Genomic DNA, 25,405 nt, shown 5'->3' with positions numbered 1-25,405 from the left:
GTGCGCCGCCTGATCCTCCCCCTCGTCTTTCTCGCCGTGCTCGCACTCGCCGTGGCCGTGCCGGGGCTGGTCACCGGGGCCGACCCGCTGGCGGCCGACCCGCTCGCCGCGCTCGCGCCGCCCGGCGGCGAGCACTGGTTCGGCAGCGACCACCTCGGCCGCGACGTGCTGGCCAGGGTCGTCCACGGCGCCCGCCACTCCATCAGCATCGGCGTCGCCGCGACCGTCTTCGCCGTCACCTCGGGCGTGCTGCTCGGCCTGGCCGCCGGGCTGTCGCCGAAGTGGCTGGACGAGGCGCTGGCGCGCTCGTTCGACGTGCTGTCCACGCTGCCCGAGCTGCTGCTCGCGCTGCTCATCGTGGCGATCACCGGACCCGGCACCGGCAACGTGATCTTCGCGATCGCCGTCGCCCAGGTGCCCAACTACGCCCGCGTGATCCGCGCCCAGACGTTCGTGGTGCGCCGCTCGGGCTACGTCGAGCAGGCCGTCACGTTCGGCCGCTCCCGGCTCGCCATCACCGTGGGGCACGTGCTGCCGAACGTGCTCGGCCCGATCCCCGTGCTGGCCACGATCGGGCTCGGCCAGGCCGTCATCGCCGGCTCGGGCCTCAGCTTCCTCGGGATGGGACCGCAGCCCCCGGCCGCCGAATGGGGCGCCATGCTCTCCGAGGCCCGCAACTACCTGCGGGTGGCCTGGTGGGAGGCGCTCTTCCCGGGCCTTGCGATCACGCTGACCGTCGTGTGCCTGACCGTCGTGGGCCGCCGGCTCCAGCAACGCTTCGAAGGAAGGACGTCATGACCACCACCCACGACGCCGTCTCCGCCGCGGCCGCGCCGTCCGGCTCCGCCGGGCCGCTGATCGACGTGCGGGATCTGCGGGTGAGCTTCGGGGAGCACGAGGTGGTGCGCGGCCTGTCGCTGGCGATCGCGCCGGGCGAGTGCGTCGCCGTGGTGGGGGAGTCGGGGTCGGGCAAGAGCGTGACGGCGCGCACCCTGCTCGGGCTGATCGGTCCCGGCTCGACGGTGGAGGCGTCGGCGTTCACCGTCGCCGGGCGGGACGCGCTGCGCTTCGGCCCGCACGACTGGCGGCGGCTGCGCGGCCGCTTCGCCGGCCTCGTGCTGCAGGACGCGCTGGTCTCGCTCGACCCGCTGCGCACCGTGGGCTCCGAGATCGCCGAGGTGCTGGCCGTGCACGACGTGGTGCCGCGCGCCCGCCGGGCGGAACGGGTGCTGGAGCTGCTGGAGGCGGCCGGGGTGCCGGAGCCGGAGCTGCGCGCGAAGCAGCGTCCCCACGAGCTGTCGGGCGGGCTGCGCCAGCGGGTGCTCATCGCCTCCGCCATCGCCGCCGACCCCGCGCTGATCATCGCCGACGAGCCCACGACGGCGCTGGACGTCACCGTGCAGGCCCAGATCCTGCGGCTGCTCGCCGCGCAGAAGGCGGCGGGCACGGCGCTGCTGCTCATCAGCCACGACCTCGCCGTGGTCGGCTCGATCGCCGACCGCATCCTCGTCATGCACGACGGCCGGGTGGTCGAGCAGGGCCCGGCGCGCGACGTGCTGACCCGGCCGCATCACGACTACACCCGCGCGCTGCTGGCCGCCGTCCCGTCGGCCGCCTCGCGCGGCACCCGGCTCACCGACGGCCGCCCGCTGGCCCGCCCCGCGCCGGCCGCGGAGGGCGGGCCGGTGCTGGCCGCTACCGGGCTGACGCGCACGTACGGCGCCCGCCGCGCCGTGGACGACGTCTCCTTCACCCTGCGCAAGGGTGAGACGCTGGGCATCGTCGGCGAGTCGGGTTCCGGGAAGACCACGCTCGCCCGCCTGTGCATGGCTCTGCTGGAGCCGGACGCGGGCAGCGTGACCCTGCTCGGGCGGCCGTGGAGCGGGCTGCGCGAGCGCGAGCGCAGACCGCTGCGGCCCCGCATCCAGGTGATCACACAGAACCCGCTGGACTCCTTCGACCCGCGGCACAAGGTCGGCCGCCTGGTGGCCGAGCCGCTGCGGCTGCCCAAGGCCGAGCGGCGGGCCCGCGTGCTGGACCTGCTGGCCCGCGTCGGGCTGCCGCAGGACGTGGCCGAGCGGCACCCCCGCGAGCTGTCCGGGGGCCAGCGCCAGCGCGTCGCCATCGCCCGCGCCCTCGGCACCCGCCCCGACGTGCTGCTGTGCGACGAGCCGGTCTCCGCGCTGGACGTCTCGATCCAGGCCCAGGTGCTCGACCTGCTGGCCGAGCTGCAGGCCGAGTACGGCACCGCGATGGTGTTCATCTCTCACGACCTGGGCGTCGTCCAGCACGTCGCCGACCGGGTGCTGGTCATGAAGGACGGCCAGGTCGTGGAGGAGGGCGAGGTGGCCGAGGTGTTCCTGCGGCCGCGCCATCCGTACACGCGCGAACTGGTCGCCGCCGTGCCCCGGCTGCCCTCGGAGAAGGTGGCAGATCTTCCGGAGCCGAGCGCGGAATCGCAGGTCAGCGCGGGTACGTAGCCGCCTCCTGGTGGCGCAATCCTCCCGTTATCCCCTTTTTCCTACCGATTGAGTAGGTTGTGGGCCATGGAACGGGTGGCCCTCGACGATCGGCGCCGCCGGGCGGACCGCGCCCGGCAGATCGCCGACCTGCTGAGAAGACAGATCATCCACGGCGGATACCCCGGCGGGCAGCTCCCGCTGGAGTCCGCGCTCGCCCGCGAGTTCGACACCTCGCGCAACACCGTGCGCCAGGCACTGGACCTGCTGCGCGAGGAGGGGCTGGTCCAACGGTGTCCCGGCGTCGGCACCACGGTCGCCGCCGAGAAGTACCCGCACGGCCTGCACCGCCTGCTCGGCCTGGCCGAGACCCTGCACGAGCATGGCCGGGTCGTCAACCAGGTGCGCACGATGACGATCATCGAGCCGCCCGCCCCGGTCAGCCACCGGCTCGGCCTGGCGCCCGGCGAGCAGGTCGTCTACCTCGAACGCCTGCGCAGCCTCAACGGCCTGCCGCTCTCCCTCGACCTCACCTACCTGGTGCGCGACGTGGGCGAGCCGCTGCTCGACTTCGACCTCGCCGGCAACGACATCTTCGTCCTGCTCGAACGCATCACCGGCCGGCCGCTCGGCACCGCCGAGCTGACCCTGGAGGCGGTCAACGCCGACCCGCACACCGCCGCCGTGCTCGGCGCGCCGCGGGGGGCCGCGCTGCTCATGGTCGAGCGGCTCACCCACCTGGCCGGCGGCAGGCCCGTGGACCTGGAGTTCATCCGTTTCCGGGGCGACCGCCTGACGATGCGCGGTCACCTGCGGCGTAACGAGAAAGAGGAGCACGCATGGCCCTGATCGACCAGCGCGTCGAGGTCCCGGTCACGATCGACGAGTCCCTGTGCATCGACGGCTGCACGCTCTGCGTGGAGGCGTGCCCGCTCGACTCGCTGGCCATCAGCGACGAGACCGGCAAGGCGTACATGCACGTGGACGAGTGCTGGTACTGCGGGCCCTGCGCGGCCCGCTGCCCCGTGGACGCGGTCACCATCAACATCCCCTACCTGCTGCGATGAAGGAACGCCCGATGCGCACAGCACTCATGGCCGCCGCCACCGCCCTGCTGCTCGCGGCGACCGGCTGCTCGGTGGCCGGCGCGGCCGGCGGCGCCTCCGAGGGCGACGGCGGCACGACCACCGTGGTCGTCGGCTACCAGTCCAAGACCATCAACACCGTCACCGCGGGGACCCTGCTCCGCTCGCTCGGCTACCTGGAGAAGCGGCTCGGCCCCCGCTACACCGTCGAGTGGCAGGACTACGACACCGGCGCCCCGATCACCGCCAAGATGGTCGCCGGGAAGATCGACATCGGCTCGATGGGCGACTACCCGCTGCTCATCAACGCCGCCCGCACCCAGAACGTGCCGTCGGCCAGGACCGAGATGATCTCCATCACCGGCTACAACCTGCGCGGCGGGCTCAACATGGTGCTCGTCTCGCCCACGTCGTCCGCGCGCACGCTCGCCGACCTGGCCGGCACCAAGGTCTCCGCCAGCGTCGGCTCGGCCGGGCACGGCACGCTCGTGCAGGCCCTGGAGCGGGCCGGCATCGGCGCCGACGTGGTCAACCACCAGCCCGCCGTGGGAGCGGCCCAGCTCGAGTCGGGCGGCGTGCAGGGCTACGCCCAGTTCGTGGCCTGGCCCGGCCTGCTCGCCTTCCAGAACAAGGGCCGGCTCGTCTACGACGGCTCCGCGCTCGACGTGCCGACCTTCCACGGCGTCGTGGTCCGCAAGGCGTACGCCGAGGAGCACCCCGAGGTCGTGGACGCCTTCCTCAAGGCGCAGATCGACGCCACCCGCTACCTGCACGAGCACCCGGTGGAGGCGGCCGAGTCGGTGGCCGAGGCGACCGGGCTGCCGCCCGAGGTGGTCTACCTCTATAACGGGCGCGGCGGCATCGCCACCTTCGACGTCACGCTCAAGGAGCCGCTGCAGGCCGCCCACCAGCGGGACGTGGCCTACCTCAAGCGGATCAGCCCCGGCTTCTCCGGCGTGGACGTGAGCGCGTTCGTCAACGACTCCTACCTGCGCAAGGCGTACGGGGAGGACTATGACGCCGACCGGGCATCGACCGCGAACCCCGCCGCCGTCACCGGCACCGACGCCGCCTGCGGCAAGCCCGTCGACGACCCGGAGACCGCCTCCGAGCTCTGGCTGACCGGCGAGAAGGACCTCCGGCCCGCCGCCACACCCACCTGCCTGCTGCGCCAGGTGGCCGCCGCGACCGCGCAGGTGCGGGCCGCGTACGTGCCCGACACCACGACCGGCACCCGCTGGTTCGCCGATCGCGCGGTCTGGCTGCGCGACCCCGGCGCCGGCCCCGAGCACCGGTTCCTGCCGTTCACCACGCAGGAGGGCGCCGACGCCTACCGCGCGAAGCACCTGGGCACCAGGCCCGTCGGCTACGCCGACGCGCTCGAAGCCGCCGGAGGTGACGACCGATGACCGCCGGCACCGAGGTACGCGCACCCGCGCTGCCCGAATCCGGCGGGAAGGCGCGCTCGCGGGGCGGCGGAGCGGGCAAGACGCGCAGGCGGCTCGTCCGCCTGGCCTCCCTGCTCGCCGCGGCCGGGCTGTGGCAGCTGCTGACCGTCACCGACGCCCGGCTGTGGCTCAGGTTCGACCGGCTGCCCACGCTCGTCGAGGTCGCCGAGCGGGCCGCGAGCCTGCTCGCCACCCGGCTCTACTGGCTCGACCTGCTGCAGAGCCTCATGAGGATCTGCACGGGCTTCGGCCTCGCCGCCGTCGCCGGTGTCGCCGCGGGCATCCTGGTCGCCAGGTCGGCGCAGGCCGGAGACGTGCTGCTGCCGCTGATGGAGGCGGTACGGCCGATCCCGGCCATCGCGCTGGTGCCGGTCGCCATCCTGCTGTTCCCCACCGATGAGCAGGGCATCGTGTTCATCACGTTCGCCGCCGCATTCTTCCCGATCATGGTGAGCACCCGGCACGCCGTGCGCGCGCTGCCCACGCTGTGGGAGGACGCCGTCAGGACGCTCGGCGGCGGGCGCCGCCACGTGCTGCTGAACGTCGTGCTCCCCGGCATCCTGCCCGGGGTGTTCGGCGGGCTGTCGGTCGGCATGGGCGTGTCGTGGATCTGCGTCATCTCGGCCGAGATGATCTCCGGCGAGTTCGGGGTCGGCTACCGCACCTGGATGTCGTACACGATCGTGGACTACCCCTCCGTCATCGTCGGCATGATCACCATCGGCCTGCTCGGCTGGCTCACCTCGGCCGCCGTCGAGCTGGCCGGCCGCCGTCTGACGCGGTGGCTGCCGCGCGCGGAGGAGGCCGCGTCATGACGCTCGGCATCACCATGGAGTCCCTGACCCTCGGCTACGGCCGCGGGCCCGTGCTGCGCGACGTCGATCTCGCCGTCCGGCCCGGCGAGGTGCTGGTGATCGTCGGCGCGTCCGGGTCGGGCAAGTCCACGCTGCTGCGCGCCATCGCCGGGCTGCTGCGCCCGCGCGACGGCCGTGTGGTCGCCGGCGGCGCGGAGATCACCGCCACCTCCGGCGAGCGCGCGATGGTCTTCCAGGACGACGCGCTGCTGCCCTGGCGCACCGTACGCGGCAACGTCGAGCTGCCCCTGCGCATCCGCGGCTGGTCCAAGGCGCGGCGGCGGGCCGTCGCCGAAGAGTGGATCGGCCGCGTCGGCCTGGCCGGGCACGAGGACCGGCTGCCCCGCGAGCTGTCCGGCGGCATGCGCCAGCGCGTCCAGCTCGCCCGCGCCCTCGCCGGCTCGCCCAGGGCCGTGCTCATGGACGAGCCGTTCGGCGCGCTCGACGCCCAGACCCGCGCCGGCATGCAGGCGCTCCTGCTCGACGTGCTGCGCGACACCCAGGCGACCGTCGTGTTCGTCACCCACGACGTGGACGAGGCGCTGCTGCTCGCCGACCGGGTCGTGGTGCTCGGCCACGGCGCCGTGCGCACCGTCATCGACGTGCCGAGCCCTCGTGACCCGGCGGCCGGCCGGTCCGGCCTGCGCGCTCAGATCCTCAAGGAGTTGTGAACGATGGAGATCCCCGCGATCGAGGACCGCCTGCACCTGGAGTGCGAGGTGCTCGTCATCGGCGGCGGCACCGCCGGCACCATGGCCGCCATCACCGCCGCCGAGCACGGCGCGCGGGTGCTGCTGCTGGAGAAGGCCCACGTGCGCCACAGCGGCGCGCTCGCCATGGGCATGGACGGCGTCAACAACGCCGTCATCCCCGGCAAGGCCACCCCCGAGGACTACGTCGCCGAGATCACCCGCGCCAACGACGGCATCGTCAACCAGAAGACCATCAACCAGACCGCCACCAGGGGCTACGACATGGTCCGCCGCCTGGAGCGCTACGGCGTGAAGTTCGAAAAGGACGAGCACGGCGGCTACGCGGTGCGCCGCGTGCACCGCTCGGGCAGCTACGTGCTGCCGATGCCCGAGGGCAAGGACGTCAAGAAGGTGCTCTACCGGGTGCTGCGGCAGCGCCACATCCGGGAGAAGGTGCGCATCGAGAACCGGTTCATGCCGGTCAGGGTGCTCACCTCCGGCGGGCGGGCCGTCGGCGCGGCCGGGTTCGACACCCGCGGCGGGCGGTTCGTCACGGTCTCGGCCGGCGCCGTCATCCTCGCCACCGGCGCCTGCGGGCGGCTCGGGCTGCCCGCGTCCGGCTACCTCTACGGAACGTACGAGAACCCCACCAACGCCGGCGACGGCTACGCCATGGCCTACCACGCGGGGGCCGAGCTGAGCGGCATCGAGTGCTTCCAGATCAACCCGCTCATCAAGGACTACAACGGGCCCGCCTGCGCGTACGTCGCCAACCCGTTCGGCGGCTACCAGGTCAACAACAAGGGGGAGCGGTTCGTCGACTCCGACTACTGGTCGGGGCAGATGATGGCCGAGGTCTCCGCCGAGATCGCCTCCGCCCGCGGGCCCATCTACCTCAAGCTCACCCACCTGCCCGACGAGACCATCACCGCCATCGAGAACATCCTGCACACCACCGAGCGGCCCACCCGTGGCACGTTCCACGCCGGGCGCGGCCACGACTACCGCACGCACGACGTCGAGATGCACATCTCCGAGATCGGGCTGTGCGGCGGGCACTCCGCGTCCGGCGTCTGGGTGGACGAGAACGGCGCCACCACCGTCCCCGGCCTGTACGCGGCCGGCGACCTGGCCTGCGTGCCGCACAACTACATGATCGGCGCGTTCGTCTTCGGCGACCTCGCCGGCGCCCACGCCGCCGCACACCACGCCCCGCTCGCCGACCTGCCCGCCGACCAGATCGCCGCCGCCCACGATCTCGTCTACCGTCCGCTGCGCAACCCCGACGGGACGCCGCAGCGGCAGGTCGAGTACAAGCTGCGCCGCTTCGTCAACGACTACGTCGCGCCGCCCAAGACCGCGGCCAAGCTGGAGATCGCGCTGGAGTCGTTCGAGCGGATGCGCCACGAGATCGCCGCCATGGGGGCGCGCACGCCGCACGAGCTGATGCGCTGCGCCGAGGTCGGCTTCATCCGCGACTGCGCCGAGATGGCGGCGCGGGCGTCGCTGGCGCGCACCGAGAGCCGGTGGGGGCTCTACCACGAGCGGGCCGACCTGCCGCGGCGCGACGACGCCGAGTGGCTGTTCCACCTCAACCTGCGCAAGCGGGACGACGGGGCCATGGAGTTCATCAAGCGGCCCGTGGAGCCCTACCTCGTGCCGGTCGAGGAGTTCACGCCCGTCCAGGCCGAGCCCGTCGTGCTCGGCACCGTCGGCACGGCCGTCGTCACGCACCGCGCCACCGCGGAACGCCGCCAGGAGGCCGCCGTCGGGCGCTCGCCGCGCATCCTGGAGCTGCATCGGCTCGCCGAGGAGCAGCCCACCGTGGCCGACCTCGCCCCCTACCTCGCCGATGCCGACCCCAAGGTGCGCAGGGCCGCCATCGCCACCCTCACCGAGACCGTCCCCGAGGGCACCGGGACCGCGCTGGCCGAGGCGCTCGCCGACCCGCACGGCACCGTACGCAGGACCGCCGCCACCGGGCTCACCGAGCTCGTCGAGGTGCTGCCCGCCACCCCCGCCCTGGGCGCCGCCCTGACCGCGCGGCTCGCGAGCGGCGACGCGTTCGTCCGCGCCGCCGTCCTCGACGTGCTGCGGGCGCTGCGGCTCGGCGGCGTCGAGACCTTCCGCGCCGCCATCGGCGACGGCGACCACCGGGTGCGCATCGCCGCCATCCGAGGGCTCGTCTCGCTCGACGCCCCCGACGAGCTGGCCGCCGCCGCCTCCGACCCGTCCCGCGAGGTACGCGTCTGGGCCGCCAAGGGCCTCGGCTCCATCGGCCGCCCGTCACCCGTGCTGGCCGGCCTGGCGCGGGACGCCGACCCGCTCGTCAGGGCCGCCGCCCTGGAGGCGTCCGCCGCCACCGGCGCGCCCCTGGTCGCCGAAGCCCTGCCCGCGCTGTCCGACCCCGCCTGGCAGGTCCGCGTCGGTGCGGCCCGCTGCCTCGCCGCCGCCGACCCCGGCACCGCCACGAAACCTCTCGTGGGCGCCCTCTCGGACGGCAACCTGGATGTCCGCAAGGCCGCCGTCCTGGCCCTGACACCCTGGGCCGCCGACGCCACCGTGTCCGCCGCTTTGGAAGGGGCCCTGACCGACCCCGACGCCGACGTCCGCGCCTACGCCCGCCACGCCCTCACTTCCTGAAGGGCCACCCGTCACGCATCCCCTTGGGAAGCGGTGGGCGCTCGCCCCGCTTCACCCCTTCGGGGCGGTCGTTCGCCCTGCCTCGGTCCTGCCGGGGGTGGTCGCTCGTCACGTCCCGCTCCTTCCGGGGACGGTCGCCCGCCCCCGGAAGGAGCGCCCGTGGTGCCCTTCCGCCGGGGCCGGGCGCCCGTTCGTCGAACCGCCTTGGAGGAGAGTGGAAGACCGCGACCTTTCGCCGGCGAGGGGTCCATGTTCCTTCGGGGTGAGGCGAACTTCTCGTTGCCGGTAGGGAAAAGGGGGTGGGGGTTTCGGGGGAAGTCAGACAGAATTGGCGAAGTGTGCCGCTATTCGTGGAATGGGTGGTACACAACGGTTTATCGTTCAACGAGTGATTGGCGATTGCATGGCGGGCGAGCACACGCGCAAGGTTCTCGTGGTGCGAGGAGGATGGGAGGGGCACGCGCCGGTGGCGGCCACCGACCTCTTCGTCCCCTTCCTGGAGAAGAACGGCTTCGAGGTGCGGCTGTCCGACAGTCCGGCCCCGTACGCGGACCCCGCGTTCATGGCCGAGATCGACCTCATCGTGCAGTGCTACACGATGGGCACCATCGAGCCCGACGAGCTCAAGGGCCTGCGGGCGGCGATCGAGGCGGGTACGGGGATGGCCGGCTGGCACGGCGGCATCGCCGACTCGTTCCGCAACTCCTCCGACTACCTGCACCTCATCGGCGGGCAGTTCGCCTGTCATCCGGGCAAGCATCCCGACGACCCGGACGCCGGCACCGAGCGGCACAACTTCGTCCCGTACACGGTGAACATGCTGCCTGAGGCGGCCGCGCACCCGATCACGGAGGGGATCGAGGACTTCGACCTGGTGACCGAGCAGTACTGGGTGCTGACCGACGACTACATCGACGTGCTGGCCACCACGACGCAGAAGGTGCGCCCGTGGGATCCGTGGCACCGCGAGGTGACCTCGCCGGCCATCTGGACCCGCCGCTGGGGCAAGGGCCGGATCTTCGTCACGACGCCGGGGCACAGCCTGGACGTCCTGCAGCACGACAGCGTGCGCACGATCATCGAGAGGGGCATGCTGTGGGCCAGCCGCTGACCGTCGGCATCGTGGGCTGCGGAGCCATCTCCGCGCAGTACCTCAAGACCATCGACCGCCTGCCCCAGGTCAAGCTGGTCGCGGTGGCCGACCTCGACACGGAGCGGGCGCGCGCGGCGGCCGCGGAGTACGAGGGCGTCGAGGCGCTGGGCGTGGCCGAGCTGATCGCGGACCCGCGCATCCGGGTGGTGCTCAACCTCACCATCCCGGCCGCGCACGCGGACGTCGCGTTGCAGGCGATCGCGGCGGGCAAGGACGTCTACTGCGAAAAGCCGCTGGCCGCGACCGGCGAGGACGCCCGGCGCGTGCTGGACGCCGCCCGCGCGGCGGGGGTACGGGTGGGCTGCGCGCCCGACACCGTGCTCGGCACCGGCACCCAGACGGCCCGCGCCGCCATCGACGACGGCCTCATCGGCCGGCCCATCGCGGCGACGGCGACCATGATGACGCCCGGCCACGAGCGCTGGCACCCCAACCCGGACTTCTACTACGTGCCGGGCGGCGGCCCGCTCCTGGACATGGGCCCGTACTACATCAGCAGCCTGGTCACCATGCTCGGGCCGGTGCGCTCGGTCATCGGCGCGGCCAGCAGGACGCGCTCCAAGCGCACGATCGGCTCCGGCCCGCGCCAGGGCGAGGAGATCCCGGTCACCGTGGACACGCACGTCACCGGCGTGCTCGTGCACGAGTCCGGGGTGCTGTCCACGCTGGTGATGAGCTTCGACGCGGTGGCCACCCGCGCCCCCAACATCGAGGTGCACGGCGAGCGGGGCTCGCTCGTCGTCCCCGACCCCAACCGCTTCGACGGGTCCGTCCTGCTGACGAAGCTCGGCGACGGCGAGGCCCGCGAGCTGCCCGTCTCGGCCGGGTACACCGAGGCGGGACGCGGCGTCGGCCTCATCGACTTCCTGTCCGAGCCGGAGCCCAGGGCGGGCGGGACGATGGCGTTCCACGTCCTGGACGTCATGGAGTCGCTGCTCGCCTCCGCCCATTCCGGCAGGTCGGTGGATGTCGAGAGCACCTGCGAGCGGCCCGCTCCGGTGGCGTTCCACGACCCGGCAGCGCAGGGCTGACGAGGCATCGGGACGGTCCCGGCCGAACCCGCGGGAAGGCGACCCGGCCGGGACCCGCCTCCGTACCGCCGCGTTTAATGGAGGCCAAGGGGGGAGCGACTCGATGACTGATTCCACGACCACGCCCGCGATGCCCGTCTACATGCGGCGCTCGGCCTTCACCCCGGATCCCGATCTGGCGAGGATCCGCGAGGAGGAGGGCGTGCGCAAGGTCAGCACCTCGTTCGGAGCCGAGGTCTGGATGGTGACGAGGTTCGCCGACGTCCGGGAGGTGCTGGGCGACCCGTCCAGGTTCAGCAACGCCCGCTCGGCCGGTCACCGGCCGCCGGGCGCGCCGCAGCTCACCGATGAGGAGCTGAAGCGCGTGCGCGCGGGCAACATGCTGATGTTCGACCCGCCCGAGCACACGCGGCTGCGCCGCATGCTCACCCCCGAGTTCACGATGCGCCGCATGCGCCGCCTGGAGCCGCGGGTCAGGGACATCGTCGCCGGCCACCTCGACGCCATGGAGGCGGCGGGCCCGCCCGCCGACCTGGTGACGTCGTTCGCGCTGCCGATCCCGTCGCTGGTGATCTGCGAGCTGCTGGGCGTCCCGTACGAGGACCGCGCCGACTTCCAGCGCCGCAGCGGCATCATGCTGGACCTGTCGCAGCCGGTGGAGCGGCGGGCCGCCGCGCAGCTCGAGTCGCGCGCCTACATGAGCGAGCTGGTCGGCCGCGCTCTGAAGGACCCCGGCGACGACCTGCTCGGCATGCTCGTCCGCGAGCACGGCGACGACCTGTCGGCCGACGAGCTGGCCGGCATCGGCAGCCTGCTCCTGCTGGCCGGCCACGAGACCACGTCCAACATGCTCGGACTCGGCACGCTGGCGCTGCTGCGCCACCCCGATCAGCTCGGCCTGCTGCGTGAGGAGCCCGAGCGGTGGGGCGCGGCGGTCGAGGAGCTGCTGCGCTGGCTCAGCATCGTGCACTCGGGCACGGTCAAGGTGACCACCACCGAGGTGGAGGTGTCGGGCGTGCGCATCCCGGAGGGCGAGCTGGTGGTGTGCGCGCTGCCGGCCGCCAACCGCGACCCGGCGTTCGTGCCCGACCCGGAGCGGCTGGACATCTCGCGCGGCGAGATGGGCCATGTCGCCTTCGGTCACGGCGTGCACCATTGTCTCGGCGCGCCGCTGGCCAGGATGGAGATGGGCATCGCGTTCCCCGCCCTGTTCGAGCGTTTCCCCGGCCTGCGCGAGGCGGGCCCGCCCGCCGAGTTCCGCTCGTTCAACGTCGTCTACGGCCTCACCTCCCTGCCCGTCGCGTGGTAGGGGCCCTCAGCCCTTGAGCCCGGTGAACGTCATGGTGGCGACGAACTGCCGCTGCGCCGCGACGAACCCGATGATGAGCGGCAGCGTCGCCACCACGTTCCCGGCCATGAGCAGCGACCACTGGGTGTGCCGGGTGCCCTGGAAGTTGGCAAGGCCGAGCTGGATCGTGTAGATGTTCTCGTCGCTGATCGCGATGAGCGGCCAGATGAGGTCGTTCCACGAGCCGAGCAGCGTGAACACCGTCAGCGTGGCCAGCGCGGGCCTGGCCAGCGGCAGCACCACGCGCCAGAAGACGCCGAACGTCGTGCACCCGTCGATGCGGGCGGCGTCCTCGAGCTCGGCGGGCAGCGAGAGGAAGAACTGCCGCATCAGGAAGATCCCGAACGCCGACGCCAGCCACGGCACGAACGCCGCCGCCAGCGTGTCGATCAGGCCGAGCCGGCTGAACATCACGTACGTCGGGATCATCAGGAGCTGGGTCGGGATCATGATGGTCGCGAGGATCATCAGGAACCCGGCCTGCTTGCCGAAGAACTTCAGCCGCGCGAAGCCGTACCCGGCCATGGAGCACAGGACGAGGTGCGACACGACGGAGACGGCGGCCACGATCACCGTGTTCAGCAGCCACAGCAGCGCGTGCGACTGGCTGAACAGGCCCGCGAACCCGTCGAGGGTGAGCCGGCTCGGGATGAAGCGGGGCGGGAAGCGGTTGATGTCGCTGTCCGGCATGAACGCGGTCAGCACCATCTGCACCAGCGGCAGCGCGAACAGCAGCGCCAGCGGCATGAGCAGCAGGTGCCACGGGCTGAACGGCAGGCGTCTCATCAGAAGGCCTCGATCTTGCTGCGCCGGGAGTAGAGGATCATCCCGACGGTGATGAGCATGGTGGCGGCGAACAGCCCGTACGCGACGGCCGAGCCGTAACCGAACTTGGTGAGCTTGAACGCCTGGACGTAGACGTAGTAGACGATCGTCTGCGTGGCTCCGAGCGGCCCGCCCCTGGTGGTGGTGAAGACCAGGTCGAACAGCTGCAGCGCGGTGATCGTCTGCCAGATGGAGGTGAAGACGGTCACCGGGCCGAGCTGCGGCATGGTGACGTGCCGGAAGATCTGCCGGCGATTGGCGCCGTCCATGCGGGCCGCCTCCACCACGTCCTTCGGGATGTCCTGCAGCGCGGCCAGGTAGACGACGACGGTGAAGCCGACCTGCCCCCACAGCGCGATCAGGCAGATCACCGCGAGCGCCTGCGACTGGCTCTCCAGGAACTGCTGCTGCGGCAGGCCGAGCACGCGCAGGACGCTGTTGGCGGCGCCGTACTGCGGGTTGAAGACGAAGTTCGCGAGGATGCCGGTGGCCGCGGCCGAGGCCACGAACGGGATGAAGATGCACGTACGGTAGAAGCCGACCAGCTTGATCGGCCGGTTGAGCGCGACCGCGACGAGCATCCCGAGGAAGATCGACGACGGGACGAACAGCACCGTGAAGACCAGCGTGTGCCGCACGGCCGCGAGCAGGTCGGGGTCCTGCGCCATGAGCTCGTAGTTGAGCCAGCCGATCGGCTTGGCGGGGGAGATGCCGTTCCACTTCTGTCGGGAGATGAGGAACGCCCACACCGCCGGGAAGATCGACAGGCCGACCACGAGCAGGGTGGCGGGGCCGGCGAAGCCCCAGCCGGTCAGCGTGCGATGCAGCCACCGCACCCTGCCGGAGGGGAGCGTCGCCGCGTGCGCGGCCGGGCGGCGCCCGGCGAACAGCACCGACATCGTCAGCCCCCGGCCAGCGCCGGCACGGACTTCTGCGCCGCCTCGTCAAGGGCCTGCTCGGGCGTCGCCGCGCCCTGCATGGCCTTGGCGATGGCCTCGCCGACATGGCGCGACATCTCCACGTAGCCGCTGACCGTGGGCCTGGCCTGCTTGGCGTTGGCCAGGTTGGCGACCATCTTCTCCGCGCCCGGGTACTCCTTGATGTACTTGTCGTACTCGGGCAGCTCCGTCTCGGAGGTGCGCAGCGGCAGGTTGCCCTGGGTGAGGTTCCACCGGGCGTCGCCCTCCGCCGAGGTGAGCCACTTGATCAGCTCGAACGACCAGTAGGCCCGGTTGGCGTCGCCGTTGTCGAACAGCGTCCACAGGTCGGGCCCCGAGACGGTCTGGTGGTCGCCGTTCGTGCCGGGCAGGAAGGTCACGCCGTAGTCGGTCTTCTTCTGCTTGAGGTCGTACAGCGACCACGGCCCGTTGATGATCATGGCGATGCGGCCGTCGGCGAACAGCGGCGCGTAGCGCTCGTCGGTCTGGTCGAGGTAGACGCTCTTGTCGTCCACCGCCATCGCCCGCAGGAACTCCAGCGCGTCCACCCCGGCCTGCGAGTTGAACGCGGGCTTCTTCTGGTCGGGCGTGAGGATGCTGCCGCCGCGCTGCCACAGCAGCGGCCAGAAGTGCCAGGTCGTGTCCTCGGACGCGCTCACCGAGTACGCGGTCCCGTAGATCTTCTCCGCCGGGTCGGTGAGCTTCTTCGCCGCCGCGCGGAAGTCGTCCCAGGTCCACTCGTCGGTCGGGTACGGCACGCCCTTGGCGTCGAAGAGCTTCTTGTTGTACAGCAGCGAAAGGTTGTCCACGATCGCGGGGAAGCCGATGACCTGCCCGTTCGGCGTCGCGGTCGAGCGGGCCGCCTCGGGGAACTCCTCCCACCCGACCGACGGGTCCTTCACCTTCTCGGTCAGGTCGAGCGTCTTGCCGGACTCCTGGAGCTGCGAGGCCCAGCTTCCGAAAGCGTAGGAGATGTCGGGGTAGACGCCGCTCGCGAAGCCCGCGGAGAGCTTCTGCAGCAGGTCGTCGGTGGTCGAGGCGCCGGAGGAGACCTCGATCGTCACGTTGGGGTGCTGCCGGGTGAACTCGGCGGCCAGCCCTTCGAGGACTTTCTCCGCGTCCGCCGTCTGGCCCGTCCACCAGGTGAGCTTCACCTTCGCCTGCGGGTCCACCGTCTTCGCGCCCTCCTGCGCCGACCCTCCGCAGCCCGCGGCCGCCAGGACGATCGCCGCGACCAGGGCCGCCGCGGTTGTTCTTCGCACTGTGGATGCTCCTCCCGGAATGATTGGAGCCAATCATGGTGACTTTCGAAGTCTTGTCAATACCTTCGAAAAAGCGCAAGGCTTGACAAGCTTTCACAACGCCTGGCACGGTGCCGTGGTGTCCAGAACGACCTTCGACCTGCTTGTCGTCGGCGACGCCAACCCGGACGTGATCGTCTCAGGCGCGCCCCGCCATCCCGAGTTCGGCCAGCGTGAACAGCTCGTCCCCGCCGCCGGCCTGGTGCTCGGCGGCTCCGGAGCGATCACCGCGTACGGCGCCGCCCGGCTCGGCCTGCGCACCGCGTTCGTCGGCCGGGTAGGGGACGACCCCGCCGGGGCCTTCGTCCTGGACGCCCTGCGCGGCGGCGGCGTCGACGTCTCCGCCTGTGTCGTCGACCCCGGCGTGCCCACCGCCATGACCGTGGTGCTCGCGGACGGCGACGACCGGGCCATACTCACCGCCCCCGGCTGCCTCGACCGGCTCACCGCCGGCGACGTGCCGCGCGGGCTCGTCGAGCGGGCCGCGCACGTGCACGTGTCGTCGTACTTCCTCCAGCCGCGGCTCGCCGCCGGCCTCCCCGGGCTGTTCGGCCTGGCCAGAGCGGCCGGCGCGTCCACCTCGCTCGACACCAACGACGACCCCGCCGGCCGGTGGGCGGGCCTGGCCGAGGTCCTGCCCGTCACCGACGTCCTGCTGCCCAACGAGGCCGAAGCCCGCGCCATCGCCGCCGCCGTCGCGGGCCCGCCGCCCGACGGCGCGGGCGTGGAGTGGGCCGTACGCGAGCTGGCCGCCCGCGGCACGCTGCCCGTCGTCAAGCGCGGCGCACTCGGCGCGCTCGCCTTCGCCGACGGAGAGCCCGCCGAGGTCCCCGCCACCCCCGCCACCGTCGTCGACGCCGTCGGCGCGGGCGACAGCTTCAACGCCGGACTGCTCGCCGCGCTGCTGCGCGGCCTGCCGCTCAAGCAGGCCATGACCGTGGCCGTGACCTGCGGCACCCTTTCCACCCGCGCCGCAGGCGGCACCGCGGCGCAGCCCACCTGGGAGGAAGCAACGTCATGAAGAAGATCGTGTTCGTCGGGGCGGGAAGCGTCGTCTTCACCCAGGGGCTGCTCGCCGACCTCATCGCCTTCCCCGAGCTGCGCGGCATGCGCATCGCCCTGCACGACATCGACGCCGAACGCCTGGAGGTCGCCGAGGCCGTCGCCCGCCGCATCACCGGCGGCGCCGCCACCGTCACCGCCCACCTCGGCCGCCGCGAAGCGCTCGACGGCGCCGACTTCGTCATCAACATGGTGCAGGTCGGCGGCTACGCCGCCACCGTCACCGACTTCGAGATCCCCGCCAGGTACGGGCTGCGCCAGACCATCGCCGACACCATCGGCGCCGGCGGCGTCTTCCGCGCCCTGCGCACGTTCCCCCTGCTCGACGCGCTCGCCGCCGACATCGCCGCGGTCTGCCCCGACGCGCTGCTGCTCAACTACACCAATCCGATGGCCATGAACGTGTGGTACCTGTCGGGGAAGGTCAAGAACGTCGTCGGGCTGTGCCACTCCGTCTACTGGACCATGCGGGGGCTGGCCGACCTCGTGTCGGTGCCGTACGAGGAGGTCTCGTACGTCGCGGCCGGCGTCAACCACCAGGCGTGGGTGCTGCGCTTCGAACGCGACGGCGAAGACCTCTACCCCCGGCTCGACGTGGACGACCCCGAGCTGCGGCGGCGCGTAAGAATCGACATGTACCGGCGGCTCGGCTACTACCCGACCGAGACCAGCGAGCACTCCGCCGAGTACGTGCCGTGGCTGATGCACCACGACAGCGAGATCGACCGGCTGCGCATCCCCGTCGGCGAGTACCTGCGGGTCAGCGAGGAGAACCTGGCCGAGTACAAACGCACCCGCGACCTCGTACGCGGCGGCGGCGAGCTCGACATCGCCGGCACCGACGAGTACGCGCCGCAGATCATCCACAGCATGGTCACCGGCACCCCGCGCGTCGTCTACGGCAACGTCGTCAACGACGGCCTCATCTCGAACCTGCCGCAGGGCTGCGTCGTCGAGGTGCCCTGCGTGGTGGACGCCACCGGTGTCCGGCCCACCGCCGTCGGCGCGCTGCCGCCGCAGTGCGCGGCGCTGAACCGGGCGTACGTGAGCGTCAACGAGCTGACCGTGCGCGCCGCGCTGGAAGGCGACCCCCGCCTGGTCAGGCACGCCCTGATGGTCGATCCGAACACGTCCGCGTCACTGACGCTCGACCAGATCTGGGCCATGGCCGACGACCTCACCCGCGCCCACGGCGACCTCCTCCCGGAGGCCCTGCGCGCCTGACCGCCCCCGCCGCACCCGCGCCCGCCGTCCCGCCCGCGATCGCCCCGGGCCCGCCACGCCTCGGCGGGGCCCGGGGCTGCTGCTGCGGCGGCGCGGGGAGCGACGGCCGGCGGGAGCCCGGGGCTCAGCGGGCGATCTCGACCTCGAGCCCCTTGTCCCGCAGCGCCGCCACGCACTCGGGATCGGCCGACTCCCCGGTGATCAGCAGATCGATGTCCCCGATCGCGCAGATGGGCGCCATCTCCACCACGCCCAGCTTCGAGGCGTCGGCCACCAGGATCTTCCTCGCCGCCGCCCGCAGCATGCGCTGCTTCATCTCGGCGTCGGGCAGGCTCACATTCGTCACCCCGGCGACCGGGTCGATGCCACCGCAGCCCAGGATCACCGTGTGCGCCCTGATGCCCTCGAGCAGCTTGCCGCCCAGCGGATCGACCAGCGAGTGCTGCTGGCGGCGCAGGCTCCCGCCGGTCACCACGACCGAGATCCGCGGCAGCGCCGGCTCCAGCTCCAGCGCCGTGCGCAGCCCGTTGGTGAACACCGTCACCTCGGTCAGATCGGTGCGCGCCACCAGCTCGCGGGCCACGTACGAGGTGGTCGTGCCCGCCCCCATCAGCACCGACTCGCCGGAGGTCACCAGCCGCGCCGCCACCTTCGCGATCAGCGACTTCTCCACCGCCGCCGTGCCCAGCGACAGCTCGAACGACGGCTCCACGTGCGGCGCCGGCCCGGCGATCATCGCGCCGCCGCGCACCCGGCGCACCTTGCCCTGCTCCTCCAGCGCGTCGAGGTCGGCGCGCACGGTCACGCTCGACACCCCGAACGCCTCGGCCAGCTCCGCCACCCGTGCGAACTCCTGCTCGGCGAGCATCGCCAGCATGCGCTCGCGCCGCACCTCCGTCGGCATCTGCTCCATCACGCGCGGACCGCCGCGGGCAGCAGGTCGCCGTGCGCCTCGATCAGCTCGTCGCACAGCTCCTTGATCTTGGGCAGCGGCAGCGTCGCGCCCGTGTTCGGGTCGAGCATCGCCGCGTGGTAGACGTGCGAACGGTCGCCGTCGAGCGCCGCCCGCACGGTCAGCTCCACCACGTTCAGGAACGTCCGGTTGAGGGCGGCGAGCTGCACCGGCAGGTCGCCGACGGGCAGAGGGCGCACCCCCGCCGCGCCGACCACGGCCGGAACCTCCACGCAGCACCCCTCGGGCAGGTTGCCGATCAGGCCACGGTTGGCCACGTTGACGTAGATCTCCTTCTCCTCGCCGGTCAGCATCGCCAGGATCATCGCAGCCGCCGGCTCCTGATGCTGCCACCGGATCAGCAGCGGGTGGCCCGCCGACAGGGCGCGCCGCGTCTCCTCGTACAGGTGCAGGCTCTTGCCGACGCGCCGCAGGTACTCCTCGACCGGCACGCCGAGCCTCGCCGTCTCATCGGGATGACGCATGATCCACGGCACGTACTCGGCGGCGTGCTCGCTCGACTGCGTCGGGAAGTAGCCGAACGTACGGTAGAGCTCGACGCGTACGTGCCGCCGCAGCTGCGGGTCGGCGTCGAGCACCGCGTCCAGCTCCGGGTAGAGCGAGCGGCCGTCCGCCTCGAAGCGCAGCACGAACGACTGGTGGTTGAGCCCCGCGCTGAGGAACGTCACCTCGTCCTCGTCGCGCCCGACGAGATCGGCCAGGTACGCGTGCGTGTCGCACACCGAGTGGCACAGCCCGGCGAACCGCTCGAACCCCGTCGCCTCGTGCACCGCCCACCCGGTCATCGCCATCGGGTCGCTGCAGCTCAGCAGCCACGCGTCCGGGCACTCCTCGGCCATCTGCCCGGCCAGCTCCACCAGCACCGGGATCGTGCGCAGGCCGCGGAAGACACCGCCGATGCCGATCGTGTCGCCGATCGTCTGGCGCAGGCCGTAACGGTGGGGGATCTCGAAGTCCCGCAACGTCGCGTCGAACCCGCCCACATCGAGATGGCTCACCACGAAGTCGGCGCCCTTGAGCGCCTGCCGCCGGTCGAACACGCTGCGGATCTTCGCGTCCGCGCCCGCCTCGGCGTCGATCGCGCGTACCAGCCGCTCGGTCGTGACCAGCTTGCCCGGGTCGTCGTCGTGGAGAATGAGCTCCAGCTCGCCGCGCAGGCCGGGAGCCAGCACCAGCGCGGAGACCACGCGGCGCGTCAGCTCCACGTCACCGACCCCGATGAAGACGATCCGCGCCATTTCCGCAGTATCCCACGCCCGCCCACCTGCCCCACCCCGATCCGGCCGGGCCCGAACCGCTCGGCGCCGCACGGAGCGGGGCGGCGCTGAAGCGGGCGGGGCGGGTACAGTGCGCGCCGATCCCCCCAGCACGACGAGAGAGCGACCATGGACCTGTACCTGGGCATCGACGCCGGCGGCACCTCCACGCGTGCCCTGCTCACCACCTCCAGCGGCGAACGCGCAGGCTACGGCCTGGCCGGAGGCGGGAACCCCGTCGCGCACGGCGTCGACGCCGCGCTCGCCCAGATCACCGCCGCCGTCAGGCAGGCGCTCGGGGACATCGACCCCGGCCGGGTGGCGAACGGCGTCATCGGGCTCGCCGGTCTCGGCGCCCTCCAGGACTCCGCCGTGCACGCCGCCTTCGCCCGCGCCTGGGCCGGCTGCGGATTGCGCTTCCCGGTACGCGGTGTCGAAGACCCCCTGCTCGCCTTCGTCGCGGGCACCCCGCAGCCGTCCGGGCACGTGCTGCTGTCGGGAACGGGAGCGGTCGCCCTGCGCGTCGAGGACAGGCGCGTCACCCGGGTCGCCGACGGGCACGGCTGGCTGCTGGGCGACGAGGGCTCGGGCTTCTGGCTCGGCCGCGCCGCCGCCCGCCACACCATCCGCCGCCTCACCGCCGCCCGGGCGGTCCGGCCGGAGCCCGGCGGCTCGGCTCCTCCGGCCGCCGCGGACGCGACGGGCGAGCGCACGTCCGACGGCCGCTCGGACCGCCCGGCCGCTGCCGGTTCCTCGGGTGAGCTGGTGCGGCTGGTGGCCGAGGCGGTGGCCGGTCCGGGGGAGGAGCCGACGGCGCGCATCGCCGATCTCCTCATCATCCGGGCGCAGGCCGCGCCCGTGGCGACGCTCGCCCCGCTGGCGCCGCTGGTCGGCAAGGCCGCGGAGGCGGGCGACCCGGCCGCCGTCGCGATCGTCGAGTCCGCCGCCGAACGGCTGCTCGCCACGCTGGCTCACGTGCGCGCGCCCGGCGAGACGTCGCCGATCGTGCTGGCCGGCGGCGTCCTCACCGCCGAAGGCCCGGTGCGCGAGCACGTCCTGCGGCTGTGCGAGGAGCGGTGGAGCGCCCCGGTCACGATCGCCGGCGACACCGCGGCCGCGGCCGCCTGGCTCGCCGCCGGAGCCCGAGGCCCGCACGCCGCCTGGCTGCGCGCGGTCCCTTGACGCACGTCGTCTGGCCGCGTACGGCCCTGACCCGTCCGGTGGCGCGCCGCCGCCTGAGGAGCGCCGTCTGGTGGCGCACGGTGGCGGCCCCGGCGCGGCACCCGGTCTTCGCGCCGGCGGGCGGTGAGCCCGCTGACCGGCACGAGGTCACACTCTCGCCGCCGATTTCGTCGTAACGGTGACCCCGGATCGAGTGTCCGGGGCCGTCGGAACGATCCAGAGGAGCGAAGGACATATGACGAACGCGAAGCTGCGCGCGGCCGTGCCGGGCGGAAGGGTGCTGCTGCCGGGCGACGACGGGTTCGAGGAGGCGGCCAGGCCGTGGAACGCGTCGGTGCGCCAGCCGGTCGCCGCCGTCGTCGAGCCGGGCGACGCGCGCGAGGTGGCGGCCGTCGTCAAGTACGCGGCCCAGTCGGGGATCCCGGTCGCCGCCCAGGCGGGCGGGCACGGCGCGGCGGGCGGCACCGAGGGGGCGATCCTGCTGCGCACCACCCGCCTGGGCGGCGTCGAGGTACGCCCCGGCGAGCGGGTCGCCCGGGTGGGCGCGGGGGTGAAGTGGGGCGAGGTGCTGGCCGAGGCGGGCCGGCACGGGCTGACGGGGCTCGCGGGCAGCAGCCCGGTCGTGAGTGTCGCGGGGTACACGCTGGGCGGCGGGCTGAGCTGGTTCGGGCGCAGGCACGGGTTCGCGGCCGACGCCGTACGGGCCTTCGACGTCGTGACCGCGGACGGGGAGCCCGTCACGGTGACGGCCGAGTCGGACCCCGAGCTGTTCTGGGCGCTGCGCGGCGGCGGTGGCGACTTCGCGGTGGTCACGGCCGTCGAGTTCGCGCTGTTCCCCGCCCCCGCCCTGTACGGGGGCCGGGTGGCGTGGCCGGAGCACCGGGCCCGCGAGGTGTTCGACGCCTACCGCGAGCTCACCGCGGAGGCGCCGGACGAGCTGTCGCTGTGGTTCGGCCGGGTGAACCTCCCCAACCTGCCGCCCATGGTGACGATCGACGCCGCGTTCCTCGGCGAGGAGCGGGAGGGACGCGCGCTGCTCGACCGGCTCGGCAAGATCGGCGACGTGCTCCGTGACACCCGGGGGCCGCTCGCGGTGGCCGATCTCGGCGCCATCACCGCCGAACCGGTCGATCCCACTCCCGGCAGGTCGCGTTCGGAGCTGCTGACCAGGCTGGACGACGAGGTCGCCGACCTGGTGCTGGACGCGCCGCTCGCGCCGCTGGCCGTCGCGCAGGTGCGGCACCTCGGCGGCGCGCTGGCCGCCGCCCGGCCGGACGGCGGGCCGGGCGGGCCGGTGGCGGAGCCGTACCTGCTGTACCTGCTCGGGCCCGCCTTCACGCCCGAGCTGGCCGAGGCGGCGGGGGAGCGGCTGCGGTGGTTCGCCGGGCGGCTGGGGGAGCGGGCGAGCGGGCGCAAGCCGTACACCCTGCTCGGGTACGGGGAGCGCGCCGCTGCCGCCTTCACCGCGCCCGTGCTGGAGCGGCTGCGCGCGATCAAGCGCGCCAGGGACCCGCGCGGCGTGCTGCGCGCCAACTACCCGGTCCTCGCCTGAGCCGCCCGGCTGGTTGGGCAGGCCCTTGCCGCCGCGCAGGGGTCTGCCCAGGAGGGAGTCAGGCCAGGGAGTCGATCCAGCGCTCCAGGCGGCGGCCTTCCGCGGTCATCAGCTCGGGCTCGCGGAAGGTGTTGGTGAGCAGCGAGACGCCCTGGTATGCGGCGAACAGCGCGACGGCCAGCTCCCGTGCGTCCTCGCGCCCCATGGCGGCGAACTGCGTCTCCACCCAGTCGAGCACCCGCCGCATCACTGCGGCGATCGCCTTGTCGAGGCCGTCGTCGCGCTTGTCCAGCTCGGATGCGAGGGTGCCGGTGGGGCAGCCGTAGCGGGCGGTCATCTCGGGCCGGCTCATCCAGCCGCGTACCAGCCCCTTGAGCCGTTCCTGCGGGGTTTCGAGCCGGTCGAGCCCGGCGATGAGGGTGTCGAGCTCGCGGCCGTGCTCGTCGATCGCGGCCTGGATGAGCTGGTCCTTCGTCTTGAAGTAGTAGTAGACGTTGCCCACGGGCACGTCGGCGGCCCGTGCGATGTCCGCCAGGGTCGTCCTCTCGACTCCTTGCTCGTGCAGCACCTTGGCGGCGGCGCCGGCGAGCCGTTCCCGCTTTCCCGGCCGCTTTGAGTCAGTCACCTGACTAACTATAGACAGCCGCGCCCCGGGTCCGCTATGGTCTCAGCTCTAAGTCAGTCAACTAACTAAGAACTGAGGAGCCGTCCATGCACGTCATCACGGGAGCCACGGGGAACGTCGGCGCTGAGGTCGTCCGCCTGCTCGCCGCCGCGGGGGAGCAGGTCACCGCCGTCTCGCGGAACCCCGCGCCGCAGCCCGAGGGCGTCCGTCACGTCGCGGCCGACCTCGGCGATCCGGCGAGCCTCCGGGCCGCCTTCGCCGGGGCGAGCGCGCTGTTCCTGCTGGTCGCCGGGCCTGAGCCGGAGGCCGTCTTGAAGGTCGCCGGGGAGGCGGGGATCCGGCGCGTCGTCCTGCTCTCCTCGCAGGGCGCGGGCACCAGGCCGGACCGGTACGCCCACCCGGCCGCCTTCGAAGAGGCCGTGCGCGCCTCAGGGCTGGAGTGGACGATCCTGCGTCCCAGCGGCTTCTACACCAACACCCTGGCCTGGGCCGGTTCCATCCGCGCCCACCAGACGGCCGCCGCGCCGTTCGCCGACGTCGCGCTGCCGTTCATCGACCCGGCCGACATCGCCGAGGTCGCGGCCGCGGTGCTGCGGCGGGACGGGCACGCGGGCCGCACGTACGTGCTCACCGGCCCCGAGGCGATCACCCCGCGCGAGCGGGCGGCGGCCATCGGGCGGGCGCTCGGCGGCGAGGTGCGCTTCACCGAGCAGAGCCGGGAGGAGGCGCGTACGGAGATGTCCAGGTTCATGCCGGCCGAGGTCGTCGAGGCCACGCTGGGCGTCCTCGGCACGCCGATGGCCGCCGAGCGGCAGGTCAGCCCCGACGTGGCGGCGGTCCTGGGCCGCGCGCCGCGCACGTTCGCCGACTGGGCGGCCCGCCACGCCGCCGCCTTCCGGCCGTGAAGGACGGGGGAGGGGACGTCGGCCCACGCAGAACCTCATGGCGGCGTCCCCTGCCTCCTTCCAGCGTTTCCAGCGTTTCCGGCGTTTCGGCGCAGGCCCTTCGTCGGCCCGTGCCGCGGACGGCTTCCGGTCGCCGGTGAGCGCGCGAGCGCTGCCCGCCGCTCCTCCTGTGGGGAGGGCCGGAGTCACCGGCCACCACGAGAGCCGGCGCTGAGATCAGGCCGGTGAGCGGCCCGGTCCCGGCGGCGAACAGGTCGTACAGGCGTTGGCCTGCACTTGTTGTCATGGCGTTCACGGAGAGGTCGGCGGCGACCAGGAGCTCGATACTCGCCGCCGCCAGGAAGCTGCTCATCGAGCGCGGCTATGAGGCGATGACGATCAGGGCGGTGGCCTCCATGGTCGGCGTCGATCCCTCGATGGTCATGCGCTACTACGGCAGCAAGGCCGGGCTGTTCCGCGCGGCCGTGGACGTCGATCTCAAGCTCGCCGCCGTCGCCGACCCGCCCGCCGAGCGGCTCGGCGAGCTGCTCGTACGCCACTTCCTCGCCCGCTGGGAGGGCGACCTCTCCGACGACGTGCTGATCCTGCTGCTGCGCTCGGCCAGCACCAACCCGATGGCCGCCGAACGCATGCGCGAGGTCTTCGAGACGCAGATCGCCGCCTTCATCGGCCGGGTGACGGGGCGGACGACGCGGCGTACCGGGCCGGGCTGGTCGGCACCCAGCTGCTCGGCCTGGCGCTGACCCGCTACATCCTGCGCCTGCCGCCGATGGCGGAGGCCGAGGTGGACGACCTCGTACGCGACATCGGGCCGGTGATCCAGCGCTACATCACGAACGCCTGAGCCGC

General features: G+C 72.8%; 22 protein-coding genes and 1 pseudogene. 17 read left to right on the top strand and 6 right to left on the bottom strand.

The features are described from left to right. The 11 genes from ACGFIM_RS04770 to ACGFIM_RS04720 all read left to right on the top strand — a co-directional run bounded on the left by ACGFIM_RS04770 (position 1) and on the right by ACGFIM_RS04720 (position 12,674). Positions 1–798 carry an ABC transporter permease gene (locus ACGFIM_RS04770; RefSeq protein WP_393194632.1) on the top strand — a complete coding sequence of 266 codons (798 nt, stop codon included), beginning with the start codon at positions 1–3 and terminating at the stop codon, positions 796–798. After that, the gene (locus tag ACGFIM_RS04765) at positions 795–2,480 is read left to right on the top strand and encodes a dipeptide ABC transporter ATP-binding protein (RefSeq protein WP_393194629.1); all 1,686 of its coding nucleotides are present in this window, start codon (positions 795–797) and stop codon (positions 2,478–2,480) included. Before ACGFIM_RS04770 ends, ACGFIM_RS04765 begins: the two co-directional genes overlap by 4 nt. A gap of 66 nt (positions 2,481–2,546) precedes the next feature. Beyond that, positions 2,547–3,308 (top strand): GntR family transcriptional regulator, encoded by a 762-nt coding sequence (locus ACGFIM_RS04760; protein WP_393194626.1) that lies wholly within the window; start codon positions 2,547–2,549, stop codon positions 3,306–3,308. Next, positions 3,299–3,526 carry a 4Fe-4S dicluster domain-containing protein gene (locus tag ACGFIM_RS04755; RefSeq protein WP_364052304.1) on the top strand — a complete coding sequence of 76 codons (228 nt, stop codon included), beginning with the start codon at positions 3,299–3,301 and terminating at the stop codon, positions 3,524–3,526. Before ACGFIM_RS04760 ends, ACGFIM_RS04755 begins: the two co-directional genes overlap by 10 nt. 11 nt (positions 3,527–3,537) lie before the next feature. Beyond that, positions 3,538–4,953 carry an ABC transporter substrate-binding protein gene (locus tag ACGFIM_RS04750; protein WP_393194623.1) on the top strand — a complete coding sequence of 472 codons (1,416 nt, stop codon included), beginning with the start codon at positions 3,538–3,540 and terminating at the stop codon, positions 4,951–4,953. Continuing rightward, positions 4,950–5,807, top strand: coding sequence for an ABC transporter permease (locus ACGFIM_RS04745; protein WP_393194620.1), 858 nt, complete (start codon positions 4,950–4,952; stop codon positions 5,805–5,807). Before ACGFIM_RS04750 ends, ACGFIM_RS04745 begins: the two co-directional genes overlap by 4 nt. Beyond that, positions 5,804–6,517 carry an ABC transporter ATP-binding protein gene (locus ACGFIM_RS04740; RefSeq protein WP_393194617.1) on the top strand — a complete coding sequence of 238 codons (714 nt, stop codon included), beginning with the start codon at positions 5,804–5,806 and terminating at the stop codon, positions 6,515–6,517. Before ACGFIM_RS04745 ends, ACGFIM_RS04740 begins: the two co-directional genes overlap by 4 nt. 3 nt (positions 6,518–6,520) lie before the next feature. Continuing rightward, positions 6,521–9,181, top strand: coding sequence for a fumarate reductase/succinate dehydrogenase flavoprotein subunit (locus tag ACGFIM_RS04735; RefSeq protein ID WP_393194614.1), 2,661 nt, complete (start codon positions 6,521–6,523; stop codon positions 9,179–9,181). A 436-nt stretch (positions 9,182–9,617) separates the two neighbouring features. Further along, positions 9,618–10,292, top strand: a complete 675-nt coding sequence (locus ACGFIM_RS04730; protein WP_393194611.1) for a ThuA domain-containing protein — start codon at positions 9,618–9,620, stop codon at positions 10,290–10,292. Next, complete coding sequence (locus tag ACGFIM_RS04725) at positions 10,277–11,365, top strand: Gfo/Idh/MocA family protein (protein ID WP_393194608.1); 1,089 nt, start codon at positions 10,277–10,279, stop codon at positions 11,363–11,365. The genes ACGFIM_RS04730 and ACGFIM_RS04725 overlap by 16 nt, the downstream gene beginning before the upstream one ends. Before the next feature lie 103 nt (positions 11,366–11,468). Then, a complete protein-coding gene (locus ACGFIM_RS04720; RefSeq protein WP_393194605.1) occupies positions 11,469–12,674 on the top strand; it encodes a cytochrome P450 in 1,206 nt (401 codons plus the stop codon). Positions 12,675–12,680: 6 nt separating this feature from the next. On the opposite strand, the gene ACGFIM_RS04715 is transcribed toward ACGFIM_RS04720, so the two are convergent. From ACGFIM_RS04715 to ACGFIM_RS04705, 3 genes are read right to left on the bottom strand one after another with little or no spacing between them, the layout of a single operon-like run. Further along, a complete protein-coding gene (locus tag ACGFIM_RS04715; RefSeq protein WP_393194602.1) occupies positions 12,681–13,499 on the bottom strand; it encodes a carbohydrate ABC transporter permease in 819 nt (272 codons plus the stop codon). Continuing rightward, positions 13,499–14,437 carry a carbohydrate ABC transporter permease gene (locus ACGFIM_RS04710; RefSeq protein ID WP_393194599.1) on the bottom strand — a complete coding sequence of 313 codons (939 nt, stop codon included), beginning with the start codon at positions 14,435–14,437 and terminating at the stop codon, positions 13,499–13,501. Before ACGFIM_RS04710 ends, ACGFIM_RS04715 begins: the two co-directional genes overlap by 1 nt. A 2-nt stretch (positions 14,438–14,439) precedes the next feature. Further along, the gene (locus ACGFIM_RS04705) at positions 14,440–15,738 is read right to left on the bottom strand and encodes an ABC transporter substrate-binding protein (RefSeq protein ID WP_393194596.1); all 1,299 of its coding nucleotides are present in this window, start codon (positions 15,736–15,738) and stop codon (positions 14,440–14,442) included. 118 nt (positions 15,739–15,856) lie between these two features. On the opposite strand from ACGFIM_RS04705, the gene ACGFIM_RS04700 reads away from it, so the two are divergent. Further along, complete coding sequence (locus ACGFIM_RS04700; protein WP_393194593.1) at positions 15,857–16,798, top strand: carbohydrate kinase family protein; 942 nt, start codon at positions 15,857–15,859, stop codon at positions 16,796–16,798. Beyond that, a complete protein-coding gene (locus ACGFIM_RS04695; protein WP_393194590.1) occupies positions 16,795–18,063 on the top strand; it encodes an alpha-glucosidase/alpha-galactosidase in 1,269 nt (422 codons plus the stop codon). The genes ACGFIM_RS04700 and ACGFIM_RS04695 overlap by 4 nt, the downstream gene beginning before the upstream one ends. A 124-nt stretch (positions 18,064–18,187) precedes the next feature. Here ACGFIM_RS04695 and ACGFIM_RS04690 read toward each other — a convergent pair whose 3' ends face one another. Together ACGFIM_RS04690 and ACGFIM_RS04685 are read right to left on the bottom strand one after the other, a co-directional pair. Then, positions 18,188–18,967, bottom strand: coding sequence for a DeoR/GlpR family DNA-binding transcription regulator (locus ACGFIM_RS04690; RefSeq protein ID WP_393194587.1), 780 nt, complete (start codon positions 18,965–18,967; stop codon positions 18,188–18,190). Between the two features lie 8 nt (positions 18,968–18,975). After that, positions 18,976–20,274, bottom strand: coding sequence for an alpha-glucosidase/alpha-galactosidase (locus ACGFIM_RS04685; RefSeq protein ID WP_393194584.1), 1,299 nt, complete (start codon positions 20,272–20,274; stop codon positions 18,976–18,978). A gap of 147 nt (positions 20,275–20,421) precedes the next feature. On the opposite strand from ACGFIM_RS04685, the gene ACGFIM_RS04680 reads away from it, so the two are divergent. Together ACGFIM_RS04680 and ACGFIM_RS04675 are read left to right on the top strand one after the other, a co-directional pair. Further along, positions 20,422–21,474 (top strand): N-acetylglucosamine kinase, encoded by a 1,053-nt coding sequence (locus ACGFIM_RS04680; RefSeq protein ID WP_393194581.1) that lies wholly within the window; start codon positions 20,422–20,424, stop codon positions 21,472–21,474. A gap of 235 nt (positions 21,475–21,709) precedes the next feature. Beyond that, positions 21,710–23,026 (top strand): FAD-binding oxidoreductase, encoded by a 1,317-nt coding sequence (locus ACGFIM_RS04675; protein WP_393194578.1) that lies wholly within the window; start codon positions 21,710–21,712, stop codon positions 23,024–23,026. A gap of 58 nt (positions 23,027–23,084) precedes the next feature. Here the strand turns inward: ACGFIM_RS04675 and ACGFIM_RS04670 are convergent, their stop codons facing one another. Then, positions 23,085–23,651, bottom strand: coding sequence for a TetR/AcrR family transcriptional regulator (locus ACGFIM_RS04670; RefSeq protein ID WP_393194575.1), 567 nt, complete (start codon positions 23,649–23,651; stop codon positions 23,085–23,087). An 86-nt stretch (positions 23,652–23,737) separates the two neighbouring features. Here ACGFIM_RS04670 and ACGFIM_RS04665 point away from each other — a divergent pair, with 86 nt between their 5' ends. Together ACGFIM_RS04665 and ACGFIM_RS04660 are read left to right on the top strand one after the other, a co-directional pair. Further along, the gene (locus tag ACGFIM_RS04665; RefSeq protein WP_393194572.1) at positions 23,738–24,556 is read left to right on the top strand and encodes an NAD(P)H-binding protein; all 819 of its coding nucleotides are present in this window, start codon (positions 23,738–23,740) and stop codon (positions 24,554–24,556) included. Positions 24,557–24,840: 284 nt separating this feature from the next. After that, a pseudogene (locus ACGFIM_RS04660) lies at positions 24,841–25,400 on the top strand (TetR family transcriptional regulator). Positions 25,401–25,405 lie beyond the last annotated feature (5 nt).

The organism is Nonomuraea sp. NPDC049309 (genome assembly GCF_043196965.1).
GTDB classification, from domain to species: Bacteria; Actinomycetota; Actinomycetes; order Streptosporangiales; family Streptosporangiaceae; genus Nonomuraea; species Nonomuraea fastidiosa.
The sequence above is the reverse complement of the archived record's forward strand: the minus strand, read 5'-3'. Positions and strand labels throughout refer to the sequence as shown.

What these genes read in the sequence shown, in the direction of transcription:
- ACGFIM_RS04765 (WP_393194629.1), top strand. Translation starts at nt 795, where the DNA reads ATGACCACCACCCACGACGCCGTCTCCGCCGCGGCCGCGCCGTCCGGC.
- ACGFIM_RS04760 (WP_393194626.1), top strand. Translation starts at nt 2,547, where the DNA reads ATGGAACGGGTGGCCCTCGACGATCGGCGCCGCCGGGCGGACCGCGCC.
- ACGFIM_RS04755 (WP_364052304.1), top strand. Translation starts at nt 3,299, where the DNA reads ATGGCCCTGATCGACCAGCGCGTCGAGGTCCCGGTCACGATCGACGAG.
- ACGFIM_RS04750 (WP_393194623.1), top strand. Translation starts at nt 3,538, where the DNA reads ATGCGCACAGCACTCATGGCCGCCGCCACCGCCCTGCTGCTCGCGGCG.
- ACGFIM_RS04745 (WP_393194620.1), top strand. Translation starts at nt 4,950, where the DNA reads ATGACCGCCGGCACCGAGGTACGCGCACCCGCGCTGCCCGAATCCGGC.
- ACGFIM_RS04740 (WP_393194617.1), top strand. Translation starts at nt 5,804, where the DNA reads ATGACGCTCGGCATCACCATGGAGTCCCTGACCCTCGGCTACGGCCGC.
- ACGFIM_RS04735 (WP_393194614.1), top strand. Translation starts at nt 6,521, where the DNA reads ATGGAGATCCCCGCGATCGAGGACCGCCTGCACCTGGAGTGCGAGGTG.
- ACGFIM_RS04720 (WP_393194605.1), top strand. Translation starts at nt 11,469, where the DNA reads ATGACTGATTCCACGACCACGCCCGCGATGCCCGTCTACATGCGGCGC.
- ACGFIM_RS04715 (WP_393194602.1), bottom strand. Translation starts at nt 13,499, where the DNA reads ATGAGACGCCTGCCGTTCAGCCCGTGGCACCTGCTGCTCATGCCGCTG.
- ACGFIM_RS04710 (WP_393194599.1), bottom strand. Translation starts at nt 14,437, where the DNA reads ATGTCGGTGCTGTTCGCCGGGCGCCGCCCGGCCGCGCACGCGGCGACG.
- ACGFIM_RS04695 (WP_393194590.1), top strand. Translation starts at nt 16,795, where the DNA reads ATGAAGAAGATCGTGTTCGTCGGGGCGGGAAGCGTCGTCTTCACCCAG.
- ACGFIM_RS04690 (WP_393194587.1), bottom strand. Translation starts at nt 18,967, where the DNA reads ATGCCGACGGAGGTGCGGCGCGAGCGCATGCTGGCGATGCTCGCCGAG.
- ACGFIM_RS04685 (WP_393194584.1), bottom strand. Translation starts at nt 20,274, where the DNA reads ATGGCGCGGATCGTCTTCATCGGGGTCGGTGACGTGGAGCTGACGCGC.
- ACGFIM_RS04680 (WP_393194581.1), top strand. Translation starts at nt 20,422, where the DNA reads ATGGACCTGTACCTGGGCATCGACGCCGGCGGCACCTCCACGCGTGCC.
- ACGFIM_RS04675 (WP_393194578.1), top strand. Translation starts at nt 21,710, where the DNA reads ATGACGAACGCGAAGCTGCGCGCGGCCGTGCCGGGCGGAAGGGTGCTG.
- ACGFIM_RS04665 (WP_393194572.1), top strand. Translation starts at nt 23,738, where the DNA reads ATGCACGTCATCACGGGAGCCACGGGGAACGTCGGCGCTGAGGTCGTC.